Consider the following 16,853-nt stretch of genomic DNA (forward strand, 5'->3'; position numbering starts at 1 on the left):
ACCGTACTCTGGATAGAGAATCTCAATCTTAGTTGCTGGATTACTCATGGGAGGTCTCCATCTGTTTCAAGCGCTCAATAATGCGGTTTCTGCTGATGTCAGCAATTCCGCCGTTGTAGAGGCCATGTGCATAGAAAACGTGCTGGCAAGCGTTAAGATCAACCAAATCAGCTGTCTCTTCTGGAGAGTTTGCTACAAAGGTCTTAGCTGGATCAATGCCCGCAAGCCTGAGCCTAAGCTGCAGGTCAAGCGATGTGTCACCGTAAATAATGACCTGCTTAACGCTTGGGTCTTGCAAGAACTCAAAGTCAGTCTGGTAGTACCAACCAATGTACTCTGTCTGATCCTTTGCTTTTGCCATATATGCATCGGCAATCATGATGATGATTGCCTTATCACCTGGCTGTTTACGCAGGATGTCAATAGTGACAGAAGTTGCCGTGTCATTCTCGCCCTTAGAAGCCATGCTAATAAGGCGGCGGCCATTGTAGTCAATCTCGTTGTACCTGGAAGAAGCGATGTTAACGCGCTGCAAGGACGCAGCGATAGTTGCAGGTGCAAGACCCATCTCACGTGCGGTAACGATAGCCACAAACAGGTTGTAAAGGTTAACGATTGAGTAGCTGTTGAGCTTGTACTCGTATGTTGGTGCGCCCTCGTGGCAGTGCTCCTTGACCACAAACGTGCCAGTCTCTGGATCAACCGAGATGACCTCGTAGTCAGGCGTTGGATTGGTATAGCCACACTCTTCGCAGGTTGCATGGCCAAGATGCCTCAGGTGGGCATAATCCCACTTGAGCTTGCCGCCGCATTGAGGACATGCGGTAAGGTCCGAAACAATGCCTACTGGCTCTGCAGTGTCTTCTGCCAGCCTTGCGATGGAGTAATACGTACGATGAGTGCACTGAGGAGCAAGTCTGCAGCTAATCATGTCGTCTGCATTCAAAATAAGATGAGTTGAAGCAGGAATGCCCTTGTCCATAACGTCAAACACGTAGTCTGGAGTTGCACTACGAGAGAACGTATCACGGAACAGATTAGTAACGGACAAAATATCGGGCTGCAGGTACGGGAAAATACGAGGTCCCGAGAGCTCATCGAACTCCATAACTGCAAGCTTAGTCTTTGAGGTACCCTTCCAAGTGGCGTTCTTTGCAAACGAACTTGCAAAGCCACTGGAAATATTGCCGCCAACGCGGTTGGTAACGGTCTGATAGCCATTATCAGCGAGAAGATCGTTGAGCAGGTTGTTGGTGGTTGTCTTACCGTTTGTGCCAGTGATAAAGACAATCTGCTCTGGCTTAGCAATGTCTCCCAAAAATGCAGGATCAATGCCCTCGGCAATAAAACCTGGCAACGTTCCACCTTCATGGTTAGTCAATTTAAGTGCTGCAAGCGTTGCTTTAGCAGCGAGAAAAGCTACAGGAAATAGTCTGCTCTTTTTTTGTGCCACAGTAACTCCCATCGTGAGCAAAGTCTCTCTAGTTTATCACCTCGCGAGAAGGGCTTGAAGAACACAGGGCTTCTCGCCAAAAATGTCGCATAAAAAAGCCGAGCCAGGATGTCCTGGCTCGGCTGAAGCTACGTGAAAGTAAGTTGCCTTACTCCTCAGGCTGCTCCTTCTTCTCTGCTGCGTAGAGCTCGGAGAGGCGTACAAGGTGATCGTAGCGAGCCATTGCGGCTTCCTCGTTCTCCTTGAAGAGCTTCTCTGCGTGCTCTGGGAACTCGCGGGTGAGTCGGCTGTAACGAGCCTCGTTCATCAGGAACTCCTGGTAGCCACCCTTAGGTGCCTTGGAGTCAAGCGTGAACTTCTTACCTGCAGGTGCAGCTGGGTTGAAGCGATAGAGGTTCCAGTAGCCGGTCTCGACTGCCTTCTTCATCTCCTCCTGTGCGTGAGCCATGCCGCCCTTGATGGAGTGCATCTCGCATGGGGAGTAACCGATGATGAGGGATGGTCCTGGATAAGCCTCTGCCTCAGCAATTGCCTTGAGGGTCTGCTGGAGGTTTGCGCCCATGGAGACCTGAGCAACATAAACGTAACCGTAGGTCATAGCAATCTCAGCAAGGTTCTTCTGCTTGATGTCCTTACCAGCTGCAGCAAACTGTGCAACCTGGCCAAGACGGGAAGCCTTAGAGGACTGACCGCCGGTGTTAGAGTAAACCTCAGTGTCGAAGACAAAAACGTTGATGTCCTCGCCGGAAGCAAGAACGTGGTCAAGGCCACCGAAGCCGATGTCGTATGCCCAACCGTCGCCGCCGAAGATCCAGAAGGACTTCTTGGTGAGGAAGCTCTTGTTAGCAAGGATTTCCTTAGCTGCTGGAAGATCAGACTTCTCAAGCTCAACTACGAAGGTCTTAGAAGCTTCCTTGGAGAGAGCTGCGTCGTTGACGGACTCAATCCATGCCTTAGCAGCATCCTTGAGGTCCTGAGATGCGCCGTCCTCATCGACAAGCTGCTGAGCAAGCTCCAGGAGACGCTTCTGCTGTGCCTGGTGACCAAGCATCAGACCCATACCGTGCTCTGCATTGTCCTCAAAGAGGGAGTTGTTCCATGCTGGGCCGTGGCCGTTTGCATCGGTAGTGAATGGTGAGCAAGAAGCTGGGTTACCCCAAATGGAGGAGCAGCCGGTTGCGTTGGAGATGAACATACGATCGCCGAAGAGCTGAGTGACCAGACGGCCGTAGCTGGTCTCAGCGCAGCCTGCGCAGGAACCAGAGAACTCAAGAAGAGGCTTCTTGAACTGGGATGCCTTGACGTTGTTAGCAACAAGCTCGGTCTTCTCGGAGACGTGGTTGACTGCGTAGTCGAAGATCTCCTGCTTGGACGCCTGCTCCTCGATTGGCTTCATGGTCAGAGCATCTGCAGGGCAGATGTAGACGCAGTTGGAGCAACCGGTGCAGTCGAGCTGAGAAACTGCAATCTCAAACTTGTAGCCCTTAGCCTTAGGACCAACGGCATCCTTGAACTGAGACTGTGCTGGTGCAGCAGCAACCTCTTCGTCGGTAAGGACGAATGGACGAATGACTGCGTGTGGGCAGACATAAGCGCACTGGTTACACTGAATGCACTTCTCGACGTTCCACTCAGGAACAACAACAGCAATGCCACGCTTCTCGTAAGCAGCAGCGCCAAGCTCAAACTGGCCATCAACGTGGTTCTTAAATGCAGAAACAGGAAGTGCGTCACCCTCCATACGAGAGACTGGAGTCATGATGTCGCGAACCTGCTTGAGCAGAGCCTCACGGCCCTCAAGGGTGATTGTGCTTGGAGCATCCTCCGCAGTAGCCCAATCAGCAGGAATCTCAATCTTAGTAAATGCAGTAGCACCAGCGTCGATTGCCTTGTGGTTCATATCGACGATGTTCTGGCCCTTCTTCAGGTAAGAGTGAGTTGCAGCATCCTTCATGTACTGAAGCGCGTCTGCCTCTGGGAGAACCTTTGCAAGAGCAAAGAATGCGGACTGAAGAATGGTGTTGGTGCGCTTGCCCATACCAATTTCCTTGGCAAGGTCAATTGCATTAATCAGATAAACATTGATGTTGTTCTTAGCAATGTAGCGCTTTGCCTCTGCTGGCAGGTGGTGTGCAAACTCCTCTGCATCCCACTGGCAGTTGACCAGGAAGGTACCGCCAGGCTTGACGTCGCGGACCATCTTGTAGCCCTTGATGATGTATGCAGGAACGTGGCATGCGACAAAGTCTGCCTTGGTGACATAGTAAGGAGAACGGATCTTGTGATCACCAAAGCGCAGGTGGCTGATGGTGATACCGCCGGTCTTCTTGGAGTCATACTGGAAGTATGCCTGAACATATTTATCAGTGTGGTCACCAATAATCTTAATGGAGTTCTTGTTAGCACCAACGGTACCGTCACCGCCGATACCCCAGAACTTGCACTCAATGGTGCCCTCAGCTGCAGTGTTAGGAGCCTCAGGATCCTCTGGGAGAGACAGGTTAGTAACGTCGTCGACAATACCAACGGTGAACTCACGCTGAGGAGCATCCTTCTTGAGCTCCTCGAAGATTGCAAATGCAGATGATGGTGGGGTGTCCTTGGAACCAAGGCCGTAACGACCGCCAACAACCTTAATGCCTGTACGACCAGCCTCATAGAGGGAAGAAACAACGTCTTCGTAGAGAGGCTCACCAACGGAACCTGGCTCCTTGGTGCGGTCGAGAACAGCAATCTTCTTGACGGACTCAGGAAGAACGTCAACAAAGTGCTTTACAGAGAATGGACGATAGAGACGGACCTTAACCAGACCGACCTTCTCGCCATGAGCGTTCAGGTAGTCGATAACCTCTTCGAGGGTATCGCAGAAGGAACCCATGCAGATAACAACGCGATCAGCGTCTTCTGCACCGTAGTAGTTGAACAGACCGTAGTCAGTACCAAGCTTAGCGTTGATCTGGTTCATGTAGTCTTCAACAACTGCTGGCAGCTGGTTATAAACCTCGTTGCATGCCTCGCGGTGCTGGAAGAAGATATCGCCGTTCTCGTGGGAACCGCGGCTTGATGGGTGCTCTGGATTCAGTGCGTGATCACGGAATGCCTGGACAGCGTCCATGTCGCACATCTCAGCCAGATCAGCGTAATCCCAAACAGCAACCTTCTGAATCTCGTGAGAAGTACGGAAGCCGTCGAAGAAGTTAACAAATGGAACCTTGCCCTTGATTGCTGCGAGGTGAGCAACAGGAGCCAGATCCATAACCTCCTGGACGTTGCCTTCTGCGAGAAGTGCAAAGCCAGTCTGGCGAGCAGACATTACGTCAGAGTGATCGCCAAAGATGTTCAGTGCATGGGTTGCAACGGTACGTGCGCTGACGTGGAAAACACCAGGGAGCTGCTCGCCGGCAATCTTGTACATGTTTGGAAGCATGAGCAAGAGGCCCTGAGAAGCGGTGTAGGTAGTGGTCAGAGCGCCTGAACCAAGAGAACCGTGAACAGCACCAGCTGCGCCAGCCTCGGACTGCATCTCGACAACCTTGACGGTTGTACCAAAGATGTTCTTTACACCCTGGGCGGACCACTGGTCAACATAGTCTGCCATTGGACTTGATGGGGTAATTGGGTAAATGCCCGCTACCTCGGTAAACGCATACGACACGTAAGCCGCGGCGTTGTTACCGTCCATGGACTTAAACTTTCTTGCCATTTCCTCTCCTTGCCTAATCTGTGATTTCTCACAGTATGCGTCTGTGCGATCCAAAATAAAGCTGTAGACCCTGGGTGACTATGGAAACATGTTTCATAGTTCGGCCGGCAGCGGTCGCATAATGCTTTTATTATTGCGCAAAAAAACAATGAAACAAATCAGAAATACAAGCTGACAAATACCTATTTTCAGGTAGGAATTTCTACCTGCGGAATTACAAAATAAACATAACACTAAAGTGCAAGTTTTTTGTAAATCGACAAAATATTCAAGTACACAAGAAGCCATCTGTCTGAAAAACAGACAGATTTTTACGTAGGCGCTCAACGTGCGACAGCTTCATCGTGCGTTGCGCACCCTTTGCTGGACGAGCCTTAAATATCGCACTTATCTGATTACTTAGCAGCTTTGATTTCACAAAGTTTCTTGTAACCAAATAAGAAACGCTCTCCTATCTCGCCTTGAGCATCAGAAGCACATACAATTCCATGTTCATCTGAAGTAAGAAAAGCTTCATCAAATTCGGCGGTTCCATCAAATACCTGGGCAATAACGTCTGGATTAAACTCTGTTGGCTCATGAAGAGTCTGTGCCAGGTCTAACACTAAACTTGTGGCTCCTGATCGAACGCTTTCTTCTGAGATACCTGCGATAAGCTTTCCGTCCTTCACTAGCCAGAGCACTTCTGGTGCGCAATGGGTTTGCTGCTCTTCTCGCTGTGAAATTCTTGCGCGACCCGCAAGAGATAGAACAGAGCTCTCCTCTAAATACTGGTAAGGACCAACTGTCATAGCGGCCTGACCATTGCTCTCGAGCAAAATCATAAGAACGCCGTCTGGATATTCTTGCGATCCCTCTTTGAGCGTTCCTTCGATGTGCTGCTTAGCCCAAGCAATCAAATGCGGAGAAACATCTTTTTGAGCAACAACTCGTCTACTCAGCGCACGTAAATGCCTGTTATCAAGAGGGAGAACACCTCCAGCCAGTCTCCAACGACAAACAAGTTCTGGATTATCAAGCTCAAACTTCTGAGCCGCTTCTAACTCTTCCTGGTCCACAGTGTCCTCCCCCAACTTTTTATGAAATGAACTGCTATTCCCGGCTTAGCAGACTAGTGCCTAAAGTGTCGCTTACCTGTAAACACCATTGCAATGCCGTATTCATCGCAAGCAGCAATAGACTCATCATCTCTGACAGATCCGCCAGGCTGAATGATAGCCGTTACGCCATGAGCTGCTAGTGTGTCAACGTTATCTCGGAATGGGAAGAAGGCATCAGATGCTGCCACAAGATTCTTTGAATCAATTCCCATGCGCTCACAAGCTGCCTCTGCACGCCCACACGCGAGAAGAGCGGCGTCAACACGATTAGGCTGACCTGGTCCCATGCCAATTCCAGCCTGATCTTTTGCAACCAAAATGGCGTTTGACTTAACGGTCTTGCAAACTTTCCAAGCAAATACCAAATCGTTCAGCTCTTCTGGAGTTGGCTGGCGCTTAGTAACAACCTCAAAGCTATCTGCAGTTTCGTCTGCGTGGTCAAGGTCTTGTACTAAAAGACCTCCGTCAACAGTTCTCATCTCAAGCTCGCGGCTTCTATCGATTCCGCCCGTAGCCAATACGCGAAGATTTGTTCTCTTTGACAGGCGCTCAAGAGCCTCTTCTGTAAAGCTTGGTGCAATAAGAACCTCAACAAACTGCTTATTGATGTCTGCAAAGTGCTCAACAAACTCCAGAGGAACCTCTCTATTAACTGCAATAATTCCACCAAACGCAGAGACTGGATCGCAAGCAAATGCTCGATCGTATGCCTCAACAACATTTTCCGCCGTAGCAGATCCACAAGGATTCTGGTGCTTCAAAATGATGACTGATGGATCATCAAACTCACGAACAGCAGCCCAGGCTGCATCAGTATCAAGCAAATTGTTGTAAGACAAGGGCTTACCCTGAAGTTGCTGAGCGTTTGCCAGAGAGTGTGCAGGAGCTCCAGGCATTTTATAAAACGCCGCGGACTGCTGAGGATTTTCTCCGTAACGAAGATCTTGTTCTTTTGTTGCCTTTACCAGCAAAGTCTCTGGGAATTTACTTTGCTCTGCTTCAACAACACCAGAAAGGTATGCGGCAATAGCACCATCGTATGCAGCCGTTGTCTTAAATACCTTCAAAGCCAGCTGCTGGCGAGAAGCCCTTGTGGTTGCACCGTCATGGACACGCATCTCATCAAGAACACGACCATAATCTGCCGGATCAACAACAACCGTAACAAAATCATTATTCTTTGCAGCAGAGCGGAGCATTGAAGGTCCACCGATATCGATATGCTCAATTGCGTTTTCAAGAGTTACTGATGGATCAGCTACAGTCTTCTCAAACTCATAGAGATTAACGCAGACCAGGTCAATCATGCCAATACCATTATTCTCTGCGTCTGCAACATGACCGGGATTATCTCTACGGCACAAAAGACCACCATGAACACGAGGATGCAGCGTCTTAACGCGGCCGTCCATCATCTCTGGAAATCCGGTATAAGACTCAATAGGAACTACAGGCACACCAGCCTCTTCGAGGATTTTTGCGGTTCCGCCTGTTGAAATTACCTCAACGCCAAACTCTTTAGTAAGCGTTTGTGCAAATTCAACAATACCTGTTTTGTCTGTTACCGAAATTAGCGCACGTTTGATAGGGGCTTCAGCCATTGCCGCTCCTTTGTGTTCGACACTTGCTATCAGAAACACTTACAGCCTATCAGCTGCGAAACACTACGTACTAGATGTAAACAAACTTGAAACTATTCTATAATCTTCCGCTGTAAAACACCTGAAAGGAACTATTTCATATGTCTGCCGATACTCCAATCATAGTCCCCTTCGAAGATACTGACTTACCAGAACTTATATCAATCGTTGAACGTGTCTGGTACTTGGATGGCGATGAATCAAAAGATGAAAGTCGCTCACTTGCAACTATTGATATCGCCTATTTTCTTGGCGTTTCTACTCATCGCTTTGTAGCAAAGCAAGATGGTCAAATACTTGGTCTTATTTTCTGCTCAAACGGAGAAACTCCAGCAGATTTTGAAAAATGGCAGAAGTTAGAAAACGAAACAACAGCAAAAGCTAAGAAACTATTGAGTGAAGCTCGCTTTAAGGACTACGAGATCTTTGGTGATGTCGAATCTCATCTTGTTCATGATTATTGGAACACAAACACTAACGATGCCAAATGGGAAATTACTCTGTTCTGCGTTAACCCCGCTATAAAGAGCCAAGGTATTGGGGGCATGCTCTTCTCCTACGTTCTGGACTTTATGAAAGAGCAAGGAGCTAAGCATTACTTCCTTGCAACTGATGACGATTGCGACTTTGGTTTCTATCAGCACAAAGGCCTCACCTGTAAAGATAAGGCAGCTATTAAGTCATCAACAAAAGACTATGGATTTGCCTATATCTATGCGGGAGATCTCTAAGAATGAGTTCTTACATTGGAAGATTTGCGCCAACTCCTTCTGGAAGGATGCACCTAGGCAACGTTTTCTCAGCGCTTATGGCTTGGGCCAGCGTTCGCTCCCAAAATGGCAGCTTCATTCTTCGCGTTGAAGACTTAGATATTCGTGCTCATAATCCTCAATACACCTCTCTTCTCCTAGATGATTTACAGTGGCTGGGACTAACTTGGGACAGAGGGCCGTTTTTCCAAAGCAAGCGTACTAAGCTCTATCAGGACGCTCTATTGAAATTGAAACAGCAGGAACTTTTATATCCTTGCTTTTGTTCCCGAGCAGACTTACACGCTGCACAAGCCCCTCATGCCAGCGATGGTGCATATGTCTATGCGGGAACCTGCCGCGACCTAAGCAAATCCGAGCGTGAAGAGCTTTCCAAACATAAAATTCCAGCAACTCGCATACGGGTTCCTCATAAGACCTACGCGTTTGAAGACAAAGTCTATGGTCAAATATCTCAAAATCTTTCTAAATTATGTGGAGACTTTATTGTCCAGCGTGCAGACGAAGTCTTTGCATATCAGCTTGCTGTAGTAGTTGACGATGCTGATATGGGCGTAACTGAAGTAGTTAGAGGATCAGACCTTCTCTCGTCTACTCCCAGACAGCTTTATTTGCAAGACGTGCTTGGTTTTTCTCATCCCATCTATGCTCACCTCCCGCTACTTGTTGCGCCAGATGGCAGGAGACTTTCTAAACGCAATCACGATCTAGACCTTGGTGTTCTGAGAGACCAAGGAAAAACACCAGAAGAGATTCTTGGCTTTCTGGCTTATTGCATAGGTCTTGCAGAAAAAGAAGAGCCTCTTTCTGCAGCACAAGTTGCCAATCGCTTTTCATGGGATGTACTTCGCGCTCACCGAAAAAACGTGGTTGTTGAGCATTTTTCACATGTTTTGTAAAATGTCTTATTGTGAGTGACGCCAGTTCGGGGTATTATTCTCAAGCACCCATTTTGGAGAGCTGACCGAGAGGCCGAAGGTGCTCGCCTGCTAAGCGAGTATGGGCCCCAAGCCCATCTGGGGTTCGAATCCCCAGCTCTCCGCCAGAATTTTCTGCTCGTTGCATCTCTGCAACGAGCTTTTTTCTTACCAAGAAGAACTTTTTCTAAGATTAGTCTTGCATTTTCAACTGGAAAATGGCATTCTATCTACTTGCACGCGGCGTTACCTCAGCTGGATAGAGGACCTGACTACGAATCAGGGCGTCATAGGTTCGAATCCTATACGCCGCACCACTTGAACTTAGGAGCTCCTTCGGGAGCTCTTTTTTATTATCTACCTGGTCTTAAAGCTACTTCACCGGAAGAGTTTGCATACAAATACTGATAAGAAATACCGGCTTCATCAAGCTCATCCATTACCTCAGCCATGCATGTTTCCGCCATGATGACCTCCAGATACTCTTGTGGACTTAAATCTTTTAAACCCACTCTACCTTGGTCTGAAATCCACTTTCTTAAAGTTGCAAGTTGCTCTGATGCAATATGGATCTCTGAATAAAACTCCTTGTGGCCGAATCCAATTTTTGCCGCACTGCCTTGCACAAACTGCCTTAATACAATTTCTTTCTGTACCTCTACCAGACCTTTCATAGCCACCTCTTTCTTCCTTTACTGATCTCAGTATAGCAAATTTATAGAACATATGTTCTATAAATCAGTAAAAGAAATGGTCTTCACAATTCACTAGAAGACCATTTCAGAGATTGAATCAATTTTGATTAAAAAGAGAAACTATTCTGGTCGAATAACCTCGATGCCACCCATGTAAGGACGGAGCGCCTCGGGAACGGTAACGGAGCCATCTGCGTTCTGATAATTCTCCATAATTGCAGCCATGGTACGGCCAACTGCCAGACCGGAGCCGTTAAGCGTGTGAACTAGACGGGTGCCCTTGAACTCTGCTGGATCCTTATAGCGGATATTTGCACGACGAGCCTGGAAATCCCAGCAGTTAGAGCAAGAAGAAATCTCCTTGTATGCGTTATAGCTTGGGAGCCAAACTTCAATGTCATAGCACTTGCATGCAGAGAAGCCAATGTCACCAGTGCAGAGAGTAACCACGTGATAAGGAAGACCCAGAAGCTGAAGGATCTTCTCGGCTTCCTGAACCATGGACTCAAGCTGGTTCATGGAGTCTTCTGGCTTTGCAAACTTGACCATCTCTACCTTGTCAAACTGGTGAACGCGGATGATGCCACGGGTATCTCGACCAGCTGAACCTGCCTCCTCGCGGAAACATGGAGTAAATGCGGTATAGAGCAGAGGGAGCTGAGATGCGTCCAGAATCTCATCACGATGGATGTTTGTAAGCTGGACCTCAGCAGTTGGAATGAGGTAGAGGTCAGGCTGTACGTGATAGAGGTCCTCTTCAAACTTAGGAAGCTGACCAGTGCCAAACAGAGAATCCTGATTTGTGATAACTGGTGGCCACCACTCTTTGAAGCCTGCCTGGTTATGTGTATCAATCATGAAGTTGATAAGCGCACGCTCCATGCGAGCGCCCATGCCACCAAGAAGATAGAAGCGAGTTCCTGCAAGCTTTACGCCACGGTCAAAATCAATCATGCCCAGCTCGGGTCCAAGATCCCAGTGCGCCTTTGGCTCAAAATCAAACTGAGTTGGCTCTCCCCACTTGCGAACCTCAGGGTTATCGGAGTCATCCTTGCCATAAGGAACGGATGCGTCAGGAATGTTTGGAATAGCTGCAACAAGGGCGGTGAGCTCTTCCTCAACCTCTCCGCGGAGCTGATCAAGCTCTGCGATGCGGTCTTTGTTAGCTGCTACCTGCTCTTTAGCTGCCTCAGCCTCTTCCTTCTTGCCCTCACGCATAAGAAGGCCAATCTGCTTAGAAACAGCATTACGCTCTGCCTGAAGAGACTCAACCTCGGCAATTACGCTTCTGCGCTCCTCGTCAAGCTCAAAGAATTTCTCGCGATCCCAGTGAGCGTTTTGCCTGGACTCGCAAGACTTATCTACGAGGTCAGGATTCTCGCGCACAAATTTGATATCAAGCATGCAGCTTCTCCTTGAATCAACACTTTTTAGCAGTGCATTTTTTCTTATAGCTTACCAAGTATATACTTGTATTCAGATTCTTAACCCTTCACATGTTCTGGAGCTAGATTATGGACGTAATTAACTCATTTGTCGGCTGGCTTTTTGGCGATAAGACCGGTGTGTTGTTCCTCGTACTTGGTGGAATTTTGCTCTTTTTGGTTATTTCTTTTGTGTTAGAGCGCAAAACCAAAAAGATGTATTTCAACCACAAGAAGACTGAAGACGACTGGGACCTCTTTGGAGAAGACGAAGAAGGCTGGTCTGACTTTGATGCAGACAACAAATAGGCAACAAAAAAGCCCCGTAAAGGGGCTTTTTAAATGCAAATGGTGCGGGCGAAGGGACTTGAACCCCCATGAACTTGCGTTCATACGGACCTGAACCGTACGCGTCTGCCAATTCCGCCACACCCGCGTGCTAGGGAATAATACTACAACATTTTGTTTTCTTCTAATGGAAAAACAATAGATATATAAGAAATTTCTTTTCAGCGGTAGAATATAAGTAGTCACGGCCGACAAACACACTTTAAACACAGGAGGTTGCCGTGAGTGACTCGCGGTCGCAGACCACGCAGACTACATATCTACATTCATCTTCTGCTCAGCAGGCATCACCTGCGGCTGAGCCAGAGATTTTGCTGGACCGATATCGCGTCCTTGCCCGTAGAGGCAACGGAGGCTTTGGCACCGTTTGCACCTGCTGGGATACTCGTTTGCAAAGACGCGTAGCCATTAAACGCATGCCGCTGTTAGGCGCCTCTGAAACACCCGGAGTGCTTGCTTCTACCGTTGACGAGGCTCTCTCTGAGGCAAGAACTGCCTGTTTGTTGGCTCATCCCAACATTGTGACCGTTCATGACTTTGAGATTGAAGGCGATTACGCCTATCTGGTCATGGAGTTTGTTGATGGTCTTAACTTATCGGAGCTCTTGGCTCGCGTTGAAGGTGGCTACCTTACCTACGCCGAGGCTTCCCATATGGTGTCTTCGCTTGCGAAGGCACTGCAATATGCCCACGATAATGGCGTACTTCATCTGGATATCAAGCCAACAAACATCATGATTGACCGCCAGGGTACCGTAAAACTTGCCGATTTTGGTATGGCAACACTTGCCTCGGCTGCTGGTTACGGCGGTGCCCGTGGCGGTACCGTAGGCTATATGCCTCCTGAACAGGTTGAAGGCATGCTTGTTGACGAGCGCGCTGATATTTTCTCGCTTGCTGTTGTTCTGCGGCAGGCGCTAACGGGCGTCAATGTATTTGCGGGCAGAACGGCTAAAGAATCCCTTGATCACATCTATAAAGGCCCAAAAATTCCTCTGCTCAAAGAAGATCCCGAGGTTCCGTTTGCTGTAGATACCGCTCTAACGCAGGCACTTTCTCCCGAACCATCCATGCGACAAGGCAGTGTGTCTGAATTTGCGCAAGAAATTGTTGCTCCTCTTGGCAACGAAAAGCAGGGCGAGAAAAGCCTCAGATCCCTGGTAGAACAGTCGGAAGAAGAGGAGACCGAGACCTGGGACGTCAAGCACCTCCCGCTTTCAATTCGCTTCCCCTGGCTGCCCTCGGCTGCTGTGCGCGGCGTATCAGCCCTGGTCACCGCAGCCCTTCTCGCGCAGTTGTTTATCCTTATTGCTCCGGAATCACTTACGTTCATTGTGGCAGGCACTCTTTTGGGCGCAGCAGCCACAGCTCTTTGGACACCTTTGGGATCTGCACTTGTCATTGCATGTGCGGTATATGCTCTGGCAAGTATTAGTCCTACCAGCACTTCATTTCCTTTTGCAACGCTTGTAACTTTAGTAAGCGTTATCTGGTGGGCATTTGCGGGAAGAGTTTCAAAATTCAGTAGCATCAACTGCCTTACGGGAGCGCTATTGCCTGCTCCTGTTTTTGCGCCTGCTCTTGCCTCGGCAACAATGAGACCTTTAGCTGCAGTTTTAACAGGGTCATTTAGCTATCTTTTTGCAATTCTTATGGTCAGGGGCCTATCGCTGGGTTTTGCCGCAACTCCTCTTGCCTATGACTACACCTCGCTTGCTTCGGGACTTCCCTTCTGGGTTCGTTTTGGATCCTGTGCGCTTTCTGCCTTTTTAGGTTCACTTTTGAGCCAAAAAAGGCGTCGTGGCTGGATGATTTTTGGACAAATTGTCTGCGCTGCAGTACTTACAGGGGGCTTTATATGGGCAGCTTGGATGGAGAATCCTAATTTTTGGTTAGTTGAAAGTATAGTTTCAGTACTAATTACGGTATTCTTATGTGTACTTGTATGCATTGCAATTGTCCTGATAGGTCCACTTCATGCGGATCAGGAAGGCGAGGAATTAGATGAGCTTTCTTAGTGACTTTGAAAACCGTATTGGTTCGGTCTTTGGTGCCGCACCACAGGGATACGCAGAGCCCTTCTCTTTCAAGAAGCTTGCTAAACGCGCAGCTAAAGAGATGGAACGTGAAACGTATGAGATTGATGGTATAGATACGGCACCAGCTCTGTATACCGTTTTAGTTGCACCTCAAGACGATTCACTGATGCGCCCTCTTTATGCTGATCTAACGGCAGAGATTTCAGACTTTGTAGCCACACAGGCTCAGCAAAAAGAGTATGTCTTTGTTGGTCAGCCTCTTGTCCGCTTCATGGTTGATCCAACCTTGAAGCCAGGCAGATTTGCGGTTTTTGCAGAAAACGTTGACGGTAACACTCTTGACCAGCTACGCAATGAAGAACGTGCTTTCCTGGGTGGCAACTCAAGCGTTGGTGGAGCTGCAGCGCAAATGCCACAGCAGCACAATCCACACGCAGTCGCTCAGTCACAGCCAGAACCAGATTCTCTTTCTGTGGTTCGTCCTGTTTCCGCAGAAAATGCAACGCCAGAGGTACTCGGTGATCTTGCTGGCACCGACGCGGGCCTTGCTGTTATGCCACCAGATTTTGTTGAGGCGCAGGGCGCTATTCCTGTTGTTTCCGCAGCAGAATCAACACCTATGCCCGTTCTTCCTGCTTCCAATGGGCTTCCTGATTTGCCTATGAACGGCGCTATTCCAACTGCGGCCCCCGTTCCCATGACTCAGCGTCGTGTGACACCTTCGCTTGATGCGCAGCTCAATGGCATGGGCGGACGTTCTTCTCGCGCTCTACAGGGAACTCCTCGTGCAAACATGGACGCTACCTGCATCTTAATTGACCGCCAGAGTGGTCGCTCATATCGCGTCGAAGCTCCTCGCGCCATTATTGGTCGCGAGCGCTCTCAGGCTGATGTTGTTTTGCGCGATCCTAACGTTTCAAGACGTCACGCCGAGATGACCTACGACGGTCATGATTGGCACATTGCTGATTTGCACTCCACTAACGGAACGCTTGTCAACGATATCGACGTAGATGAGGTTATTTTGCGAGACGGAGACCTCATTACTATTGGTCTTATGGACCTTCAGTTCCGGGAGAACTAATGATTGATTTGATTCTTTTTGCAGGACGTGTTCTGCTTGTTGTCCTGTTGTACATCTTCCTGTTCTCGGTCATGCGCACGGGCATTGGTCTTGTCCGCGGTCAGCGCAAAGACGGAGCTATTTGGTCCGTTGATGTCGAGAAGGGCGTCAAGTCCTTACGTGGTCTTCACGTAGACATCTTGGGTCCTGTTGTTATTGGACGCTCCCCTTCGTCTGACATTGTGATTGACGAACCTTACGTTTCTGCTTCACACGCCCGCTTTACTATCCAGGGCCCTGCTCTGGTACTTGAAGACCTTGGATCCACAAACGGAACCATGGTTAATGGTCACATCATCGAGCAGCCTGTTACCCTTCGCGACACAGACGAAGTCCAGGTCGGCGATGTGATTATGCGTGTTGGACGTCGATAAGAGGCTCATGGTTTCTTCTGATACAACACATATTTCTGATACACCTACACAAGAGCCCGTGAGTGCTCCTGGTCGTTGCGAGCTGCCACTTGATGGTCGCTGTGACGCAGAGGCAGCTTCTGGCTCTAACACCTTTATTTCTTGGGGCGCCCGCTCTGACGTGGGATTAGTTCGCGAGCATAACGAGGACTCGTTCCTTTTGCGCACTCCCCTTTTTGCCATCTGCGATGGTATGGGAGGTCACGCCGCCGGTGAGGTGGCAAGCTCCATTGCTGTTAAGGTTATTGCCGAACAGGCGCCAAGTACCGCAGACGATGTCCGTCTTGGCGCTGCAATTGAGGCTGCTAACCAGGAAGTTATTGATGCCCCTGCAAAGGGTATTGGCAAACCTGGCATGGGCTCCACTGCCTCTGCTGTCCTCATTGAGGGCAATCAGATGGCCGTTGCTCATGTTGGAGACTCTCGCATTTACCTGCTCCATCATGGCACGCTGGTCCGCATTACTCATGACCACAGCTATGTTGAGGAGCTCATTGATTCTGGTCAGATTACCGCTGATGAGGCTCGCACACACCCTTCTCGCTCGGTAGTTACGCGAGCTCTTGGCTCTGATCCAGACATGTATGCAGATCATTTCTCGCTTGAAGTATCTGATGGTGACCGCATCATCTTGTGCTCCGATGGTCTCTCTGGCATGGTGCCCGACGATGAGATTGAGTCCATTGCTGTCTCTAACGTCACGCCACAAAAGGCTGCCGATAACCTTGTTTCCGCAGCTCTTACCTATGGCGGCTCAGACAACATTACCGTTATTGTCATCGATGTCTTGGACGACGGCATAGCCGATCAAACCAGAAAACACCTTACTCGTGGCGTCATTGCCACGTTTGTCTCGTTCCTTGCGCTCTTTGCAGCCACTGTTGCGGTGTTCTTCCTGTTTGTAAGCAGCGAGTGGTACTTAGGAATTAACGGAACTACCGTTGGCGTTTATCGAGGTATTCCTACAACAATTGCCGGCATAAACATGTCTTCGCTTGTTGAAACTACGTCGATTGAAATAAAAGATTTGCCTGACGCAGTTCAAGACTCTCTTGCAGACGGAATTCGCGTTAAGAACGAGGATGAAGCACATAGCACCGTCGAGAATTACCGCAAACAAATTGACGACGCCAACACTAAAGCGGTCAAAAAGAAAGAAGACGTTCAGTCTGGCGGAACACCCACAACAGAAACAACAACGTCAACAACAAGTTCGGGAGGTGAGTAG

Annotated in this window: 13 protein-coding genes and 3 tRNA genes; 9 read left to right on the plus strand and 7 right to left on the minus strand. The window is 48.9% G+C overall.

Translation table 11 applies throughout. From position 1 onward, the window contains the following. Window positions 1-40 precede the first annotated feature (40 nt). The 4 genes from RWJ43_RS00330 to purH all read right to left on the minus strand — a co-directional run bounded on the left by RWJ43_RS00330 (window position 41) and on the right by purH (window position 7,857). Window positions 41-1,453, minus strand: coding sequence for a MurT ligase domain-containing protein (locus RWJ43_RS00330; RefSeq protein ID WP_314006661.1), 1,413 nt, complete (start codon window positions 1,451-1,453; stop codon window positions 41-43). 148 nt (window positions 1,454-1,601) lie between these two features. Next, window positions 1,602-5,156, minus strand: a complete 3,555-nt coding sequence (gene nifJ / locus RWJ43_RS00335) for a pyruvate:ferredoxin (flavodoxin) oxidoreductase (RefSeq protein WP_314006662.1) — start codon at window positions 5,154-5,156, stop codon at window positions 1,602-1,604. A 395-nt stretch (window positions 5,157-5,551) separates the two neighbouring features. Continuing rightward, a complete protein-coding gene (locus RWJ43_RS00340; protein ID WP_314006664.1) occupies window positions 5,552-6,214 on the minus strand; it encodes a hypothetical protein in 663 nt (220 codons plus the stop codon). 53 nt (window positions 6,215-6,267) lie between these two features. After that, complete coding sequence (purH, locus tag RWJ43_RS00345) at window positions 6,268-7,857, minus strand: bifunctional phosphoribosylaminoimidazolecarboxamide formyltransferase/IMP cyclohydrolase (protein ID WP_314006666.1); 1,590 nt, start codon at window positions 7,855-7,857, stop codon at window positions 6,268-6,270. A gap of 140 nt (window positions 7,858-7,997) precedes the next feature. Here purH and RWJ43_RS00350 point away from each other — a divergent pair, with 140 nt between their 5' ends. The 4 genes from RWJ43_RS00350 (at window position 7,998) to RWJ43_RS00365 (ending at window position 9,900) form a co-directional block, all read left to right on the plus strand. Further along, complete coding sequence (locus RWJ43_RS00350; RefSeq protein WP_314006668.1) at window positions 7,998-8,627, plus strand: GNAT family N-acetyltransferase; 630 nt, start codon at window positions 7,998-8,000, stop codon at window positions 8,625-8,627. 2 nt (window positions 8,628-8,629) lie between these two features. Beyond that, entirely contained in the window at window positions 8,630-9,565 is a 936-nt protein-coding gene (gluQRS, locus tag RWJ43_RS00355) for a tRNA glutamyl-Q(34) synthetase GluQRS (protein ID WP_314006670.1), read from the plus strand. A 55-nt stretch (window positions 9,566-9,620) separates the two neighbouring features. Further along, a tRNA-Ser gene (locus RWJ43_RS00360) sits at window positions 9,621-9,711 on the plus strand. 112 nt (window positions 9,712-9,823) lie between these two features. Further along, window positions 9,824-9,900, plus strand: a tRNA-Arg gene (locus RWJ43_RS00365). A gap of 36 nt (window positions 9,901-9,936) precedes the next feature. On the opposite strand, the gene RWJ43_RS00370 is transcribed toward RWJ43_RS00365, so the two are convergent. Then, entirely contained in the window at window positions 9,937-10,257 is a 321-nt protein-coding gene (locus RWJ43_RS00370) for a hypothetical protein (protein ID WP_314006671.1), read from the minus strand. Between the two features lie 141 nt (window positions 10,258-10,398). Next, complete coding sequence (serS, locus tag RWJ43_RS00375; protein ID WP_314006673.1) at window positions 10,399-11,682, minus strand: serine--tRNA ligase; 1,284 nt, start codon at window positions 11,680-11,682, stop codon at window positions 10,399-10,401. A gap of 110 nt (window positions 11,683-11,792) precedes the next feature. On the opposite strand from serS, the gene RWJ43_RS00380 reads away from it, so the two are divergent. Beyond that, on the plus strand, window positions 11,793-12,011 hold the full coding sequence (locus tag RWJ43_RS00380) for a DUF6724 family protein (protein ID WP_314006674.1): 219 nt from the start codon (window positions 11,793-11,795) through the stop codon (window positions 12,009-12,011). A gap of 40 nt (window positions 12,012-12,051) precedes the next feature. On the opposite strand, the gene RWJ43_RS00385 is transcribed toward RWJ43_RS00380, so the two are convergent. Further along, window positions 12,052-12,138 (minus strand) — tRNA-Leu (locus RWJ43_RS00385). A gap of 133 nt (window positions 12,139-12,271) precedes the next feature. Here RWJ43_RS00385 and RWJ43_RS00390 point away from each other — a divergent pair. The 4 genes from RWJ43_RS00390 to RWJ43_RS00405 are packed head-to-tail and all read left to right on the plus strand — an operon-like array spanning window position 12,272 to window position 16,853. Next, window positions 12,272-14,068 carry a bifunctional serine/threonine protein kinase/MFS transporter gene (locus RWJ43_RS00390; RefSeq protein WP_314006675.1) on the plus strand — a complete coding sequence of 599 codons (1,797 nt, stop codon included), beginning with the start codon at window positions 12,272-12,274 and terminating at the stop codon, window positions 14,066-14,068. Next, window positions 14,055-15,173, plus strand: a complete 1,119-nt coding sequence (locus tag RWJ43_RS00395) for an FhaA domain-containing protein (RefSeq protein ID WP_314006677.1) — start codon at window positions 14,055-14,057, stop codon at window positions 15,171-15,173. The genes RWJ43_RS00390 and RWJ43_RS00395 overlap by 14 nt, the downstream gene beginning before the upstream one ends. Then, window positions 15,173-15,586, plus strand: a complete 414-nt coding sequence (locus RWJ43_RS00400; RefSeq protein WP_012809422.1) for an FHA domain-containing protein — start codon at window positions 15,173-15,175, stop codon at window positions 15,584-15,586. Before RWJ43_RS00395 ends, RWJ43_RS00400 begins: the two co-directional genes overlap by 1 nt. Beyond that, window positions 15,570-16,853, plus strand: a complete 1,284-nt coding sequence (locus tag RWJ43_RS00405) for a Stp1/IreP family PP2C-type Ser/Thr phosphatase (RefSeq protein ID WP_314006679.1) — start codon at window positions 15,570-15,572, stop codon at window positions 16,851-16,853. Before RWJ43_RS00400 ends, RWJ43_RS00405 begins: the two co-directional genes overlap by 17 nt.

The sequence above is a fragment of the Lancefieldella parvula genome (assembly GCF_963530955.1).
Taxonomy (GTDB): Bacteria; Actinomycetota; Coriobacteriia; order Coriobacteriales; family Atopobiaceae; genus Lancefieldella; species Lancefieldella parvula_A.

Bases quoted from the DNA above. Each gene is read 5' to 3' on its own strand.
- nifJ (WP_314006662.1), bottom strand. From the start codon at position 5,156: ATGGCAAGAAAGTTTAAGTCCATGGACGGTAACAACGCCGCGGCTTAC.
- purH (WP_314006666.1), bottom strand. From the start codon at position 7,857: ATGGCTGAAGCCCCTATCAAACGTGCGCTAATTTCGGTAACAGACAAA.
- RWJ43_RS00350 (WP_314006668.1), top strand. From the start codon at position 7,998: ATGTCTGCCGATACTCCAATCATAGTCCCCTTCGAAGATACTGACTTA.
- gluQRS (WP_314006670.1), top strand. From the start codon at position 8,630: ATGAGTTCTTACATTGGAAGATTTGCGCCAACTCCTTCTGGAAGGATG.
- RWJ43_RS00370 (WP_314006671.1), bottom strand. From the start codon at position 10,257: ATGAAAGGTCTGGTAGAGGTACAGAAAGAAATTGTATTAAGGCAGTTT.
- serS (WP_314006673.1), bottom strand. From the start codon at position 11,682: ATGCTTGATATCAAATTTGTGCGCGAGAATCCTGACCTCGTAGATAAG.
- RWJ43_RS00380 (WP_314006674.1), top strand. From the start codon at position 11,793: ATGGACGTAATTAACTCATTTGTCGGCTGGCTTTTTGGCGATAAGACC.
- RWJ43_RS00395 (WP_314006677.1), top strand. From the start codon at position 14,055: ATGAGCTTTCTTAGTGACTTTGAAAACCGTATTGGTTCGGTCTTTGGT.
- RWJ43_RS00400 (WP_012809422.1), top strand. From the start codon at position 15,173: ATGATTGATTTGATTCTTTTTGCAGGACGTGTTCTGCTTGTTGTCCTG.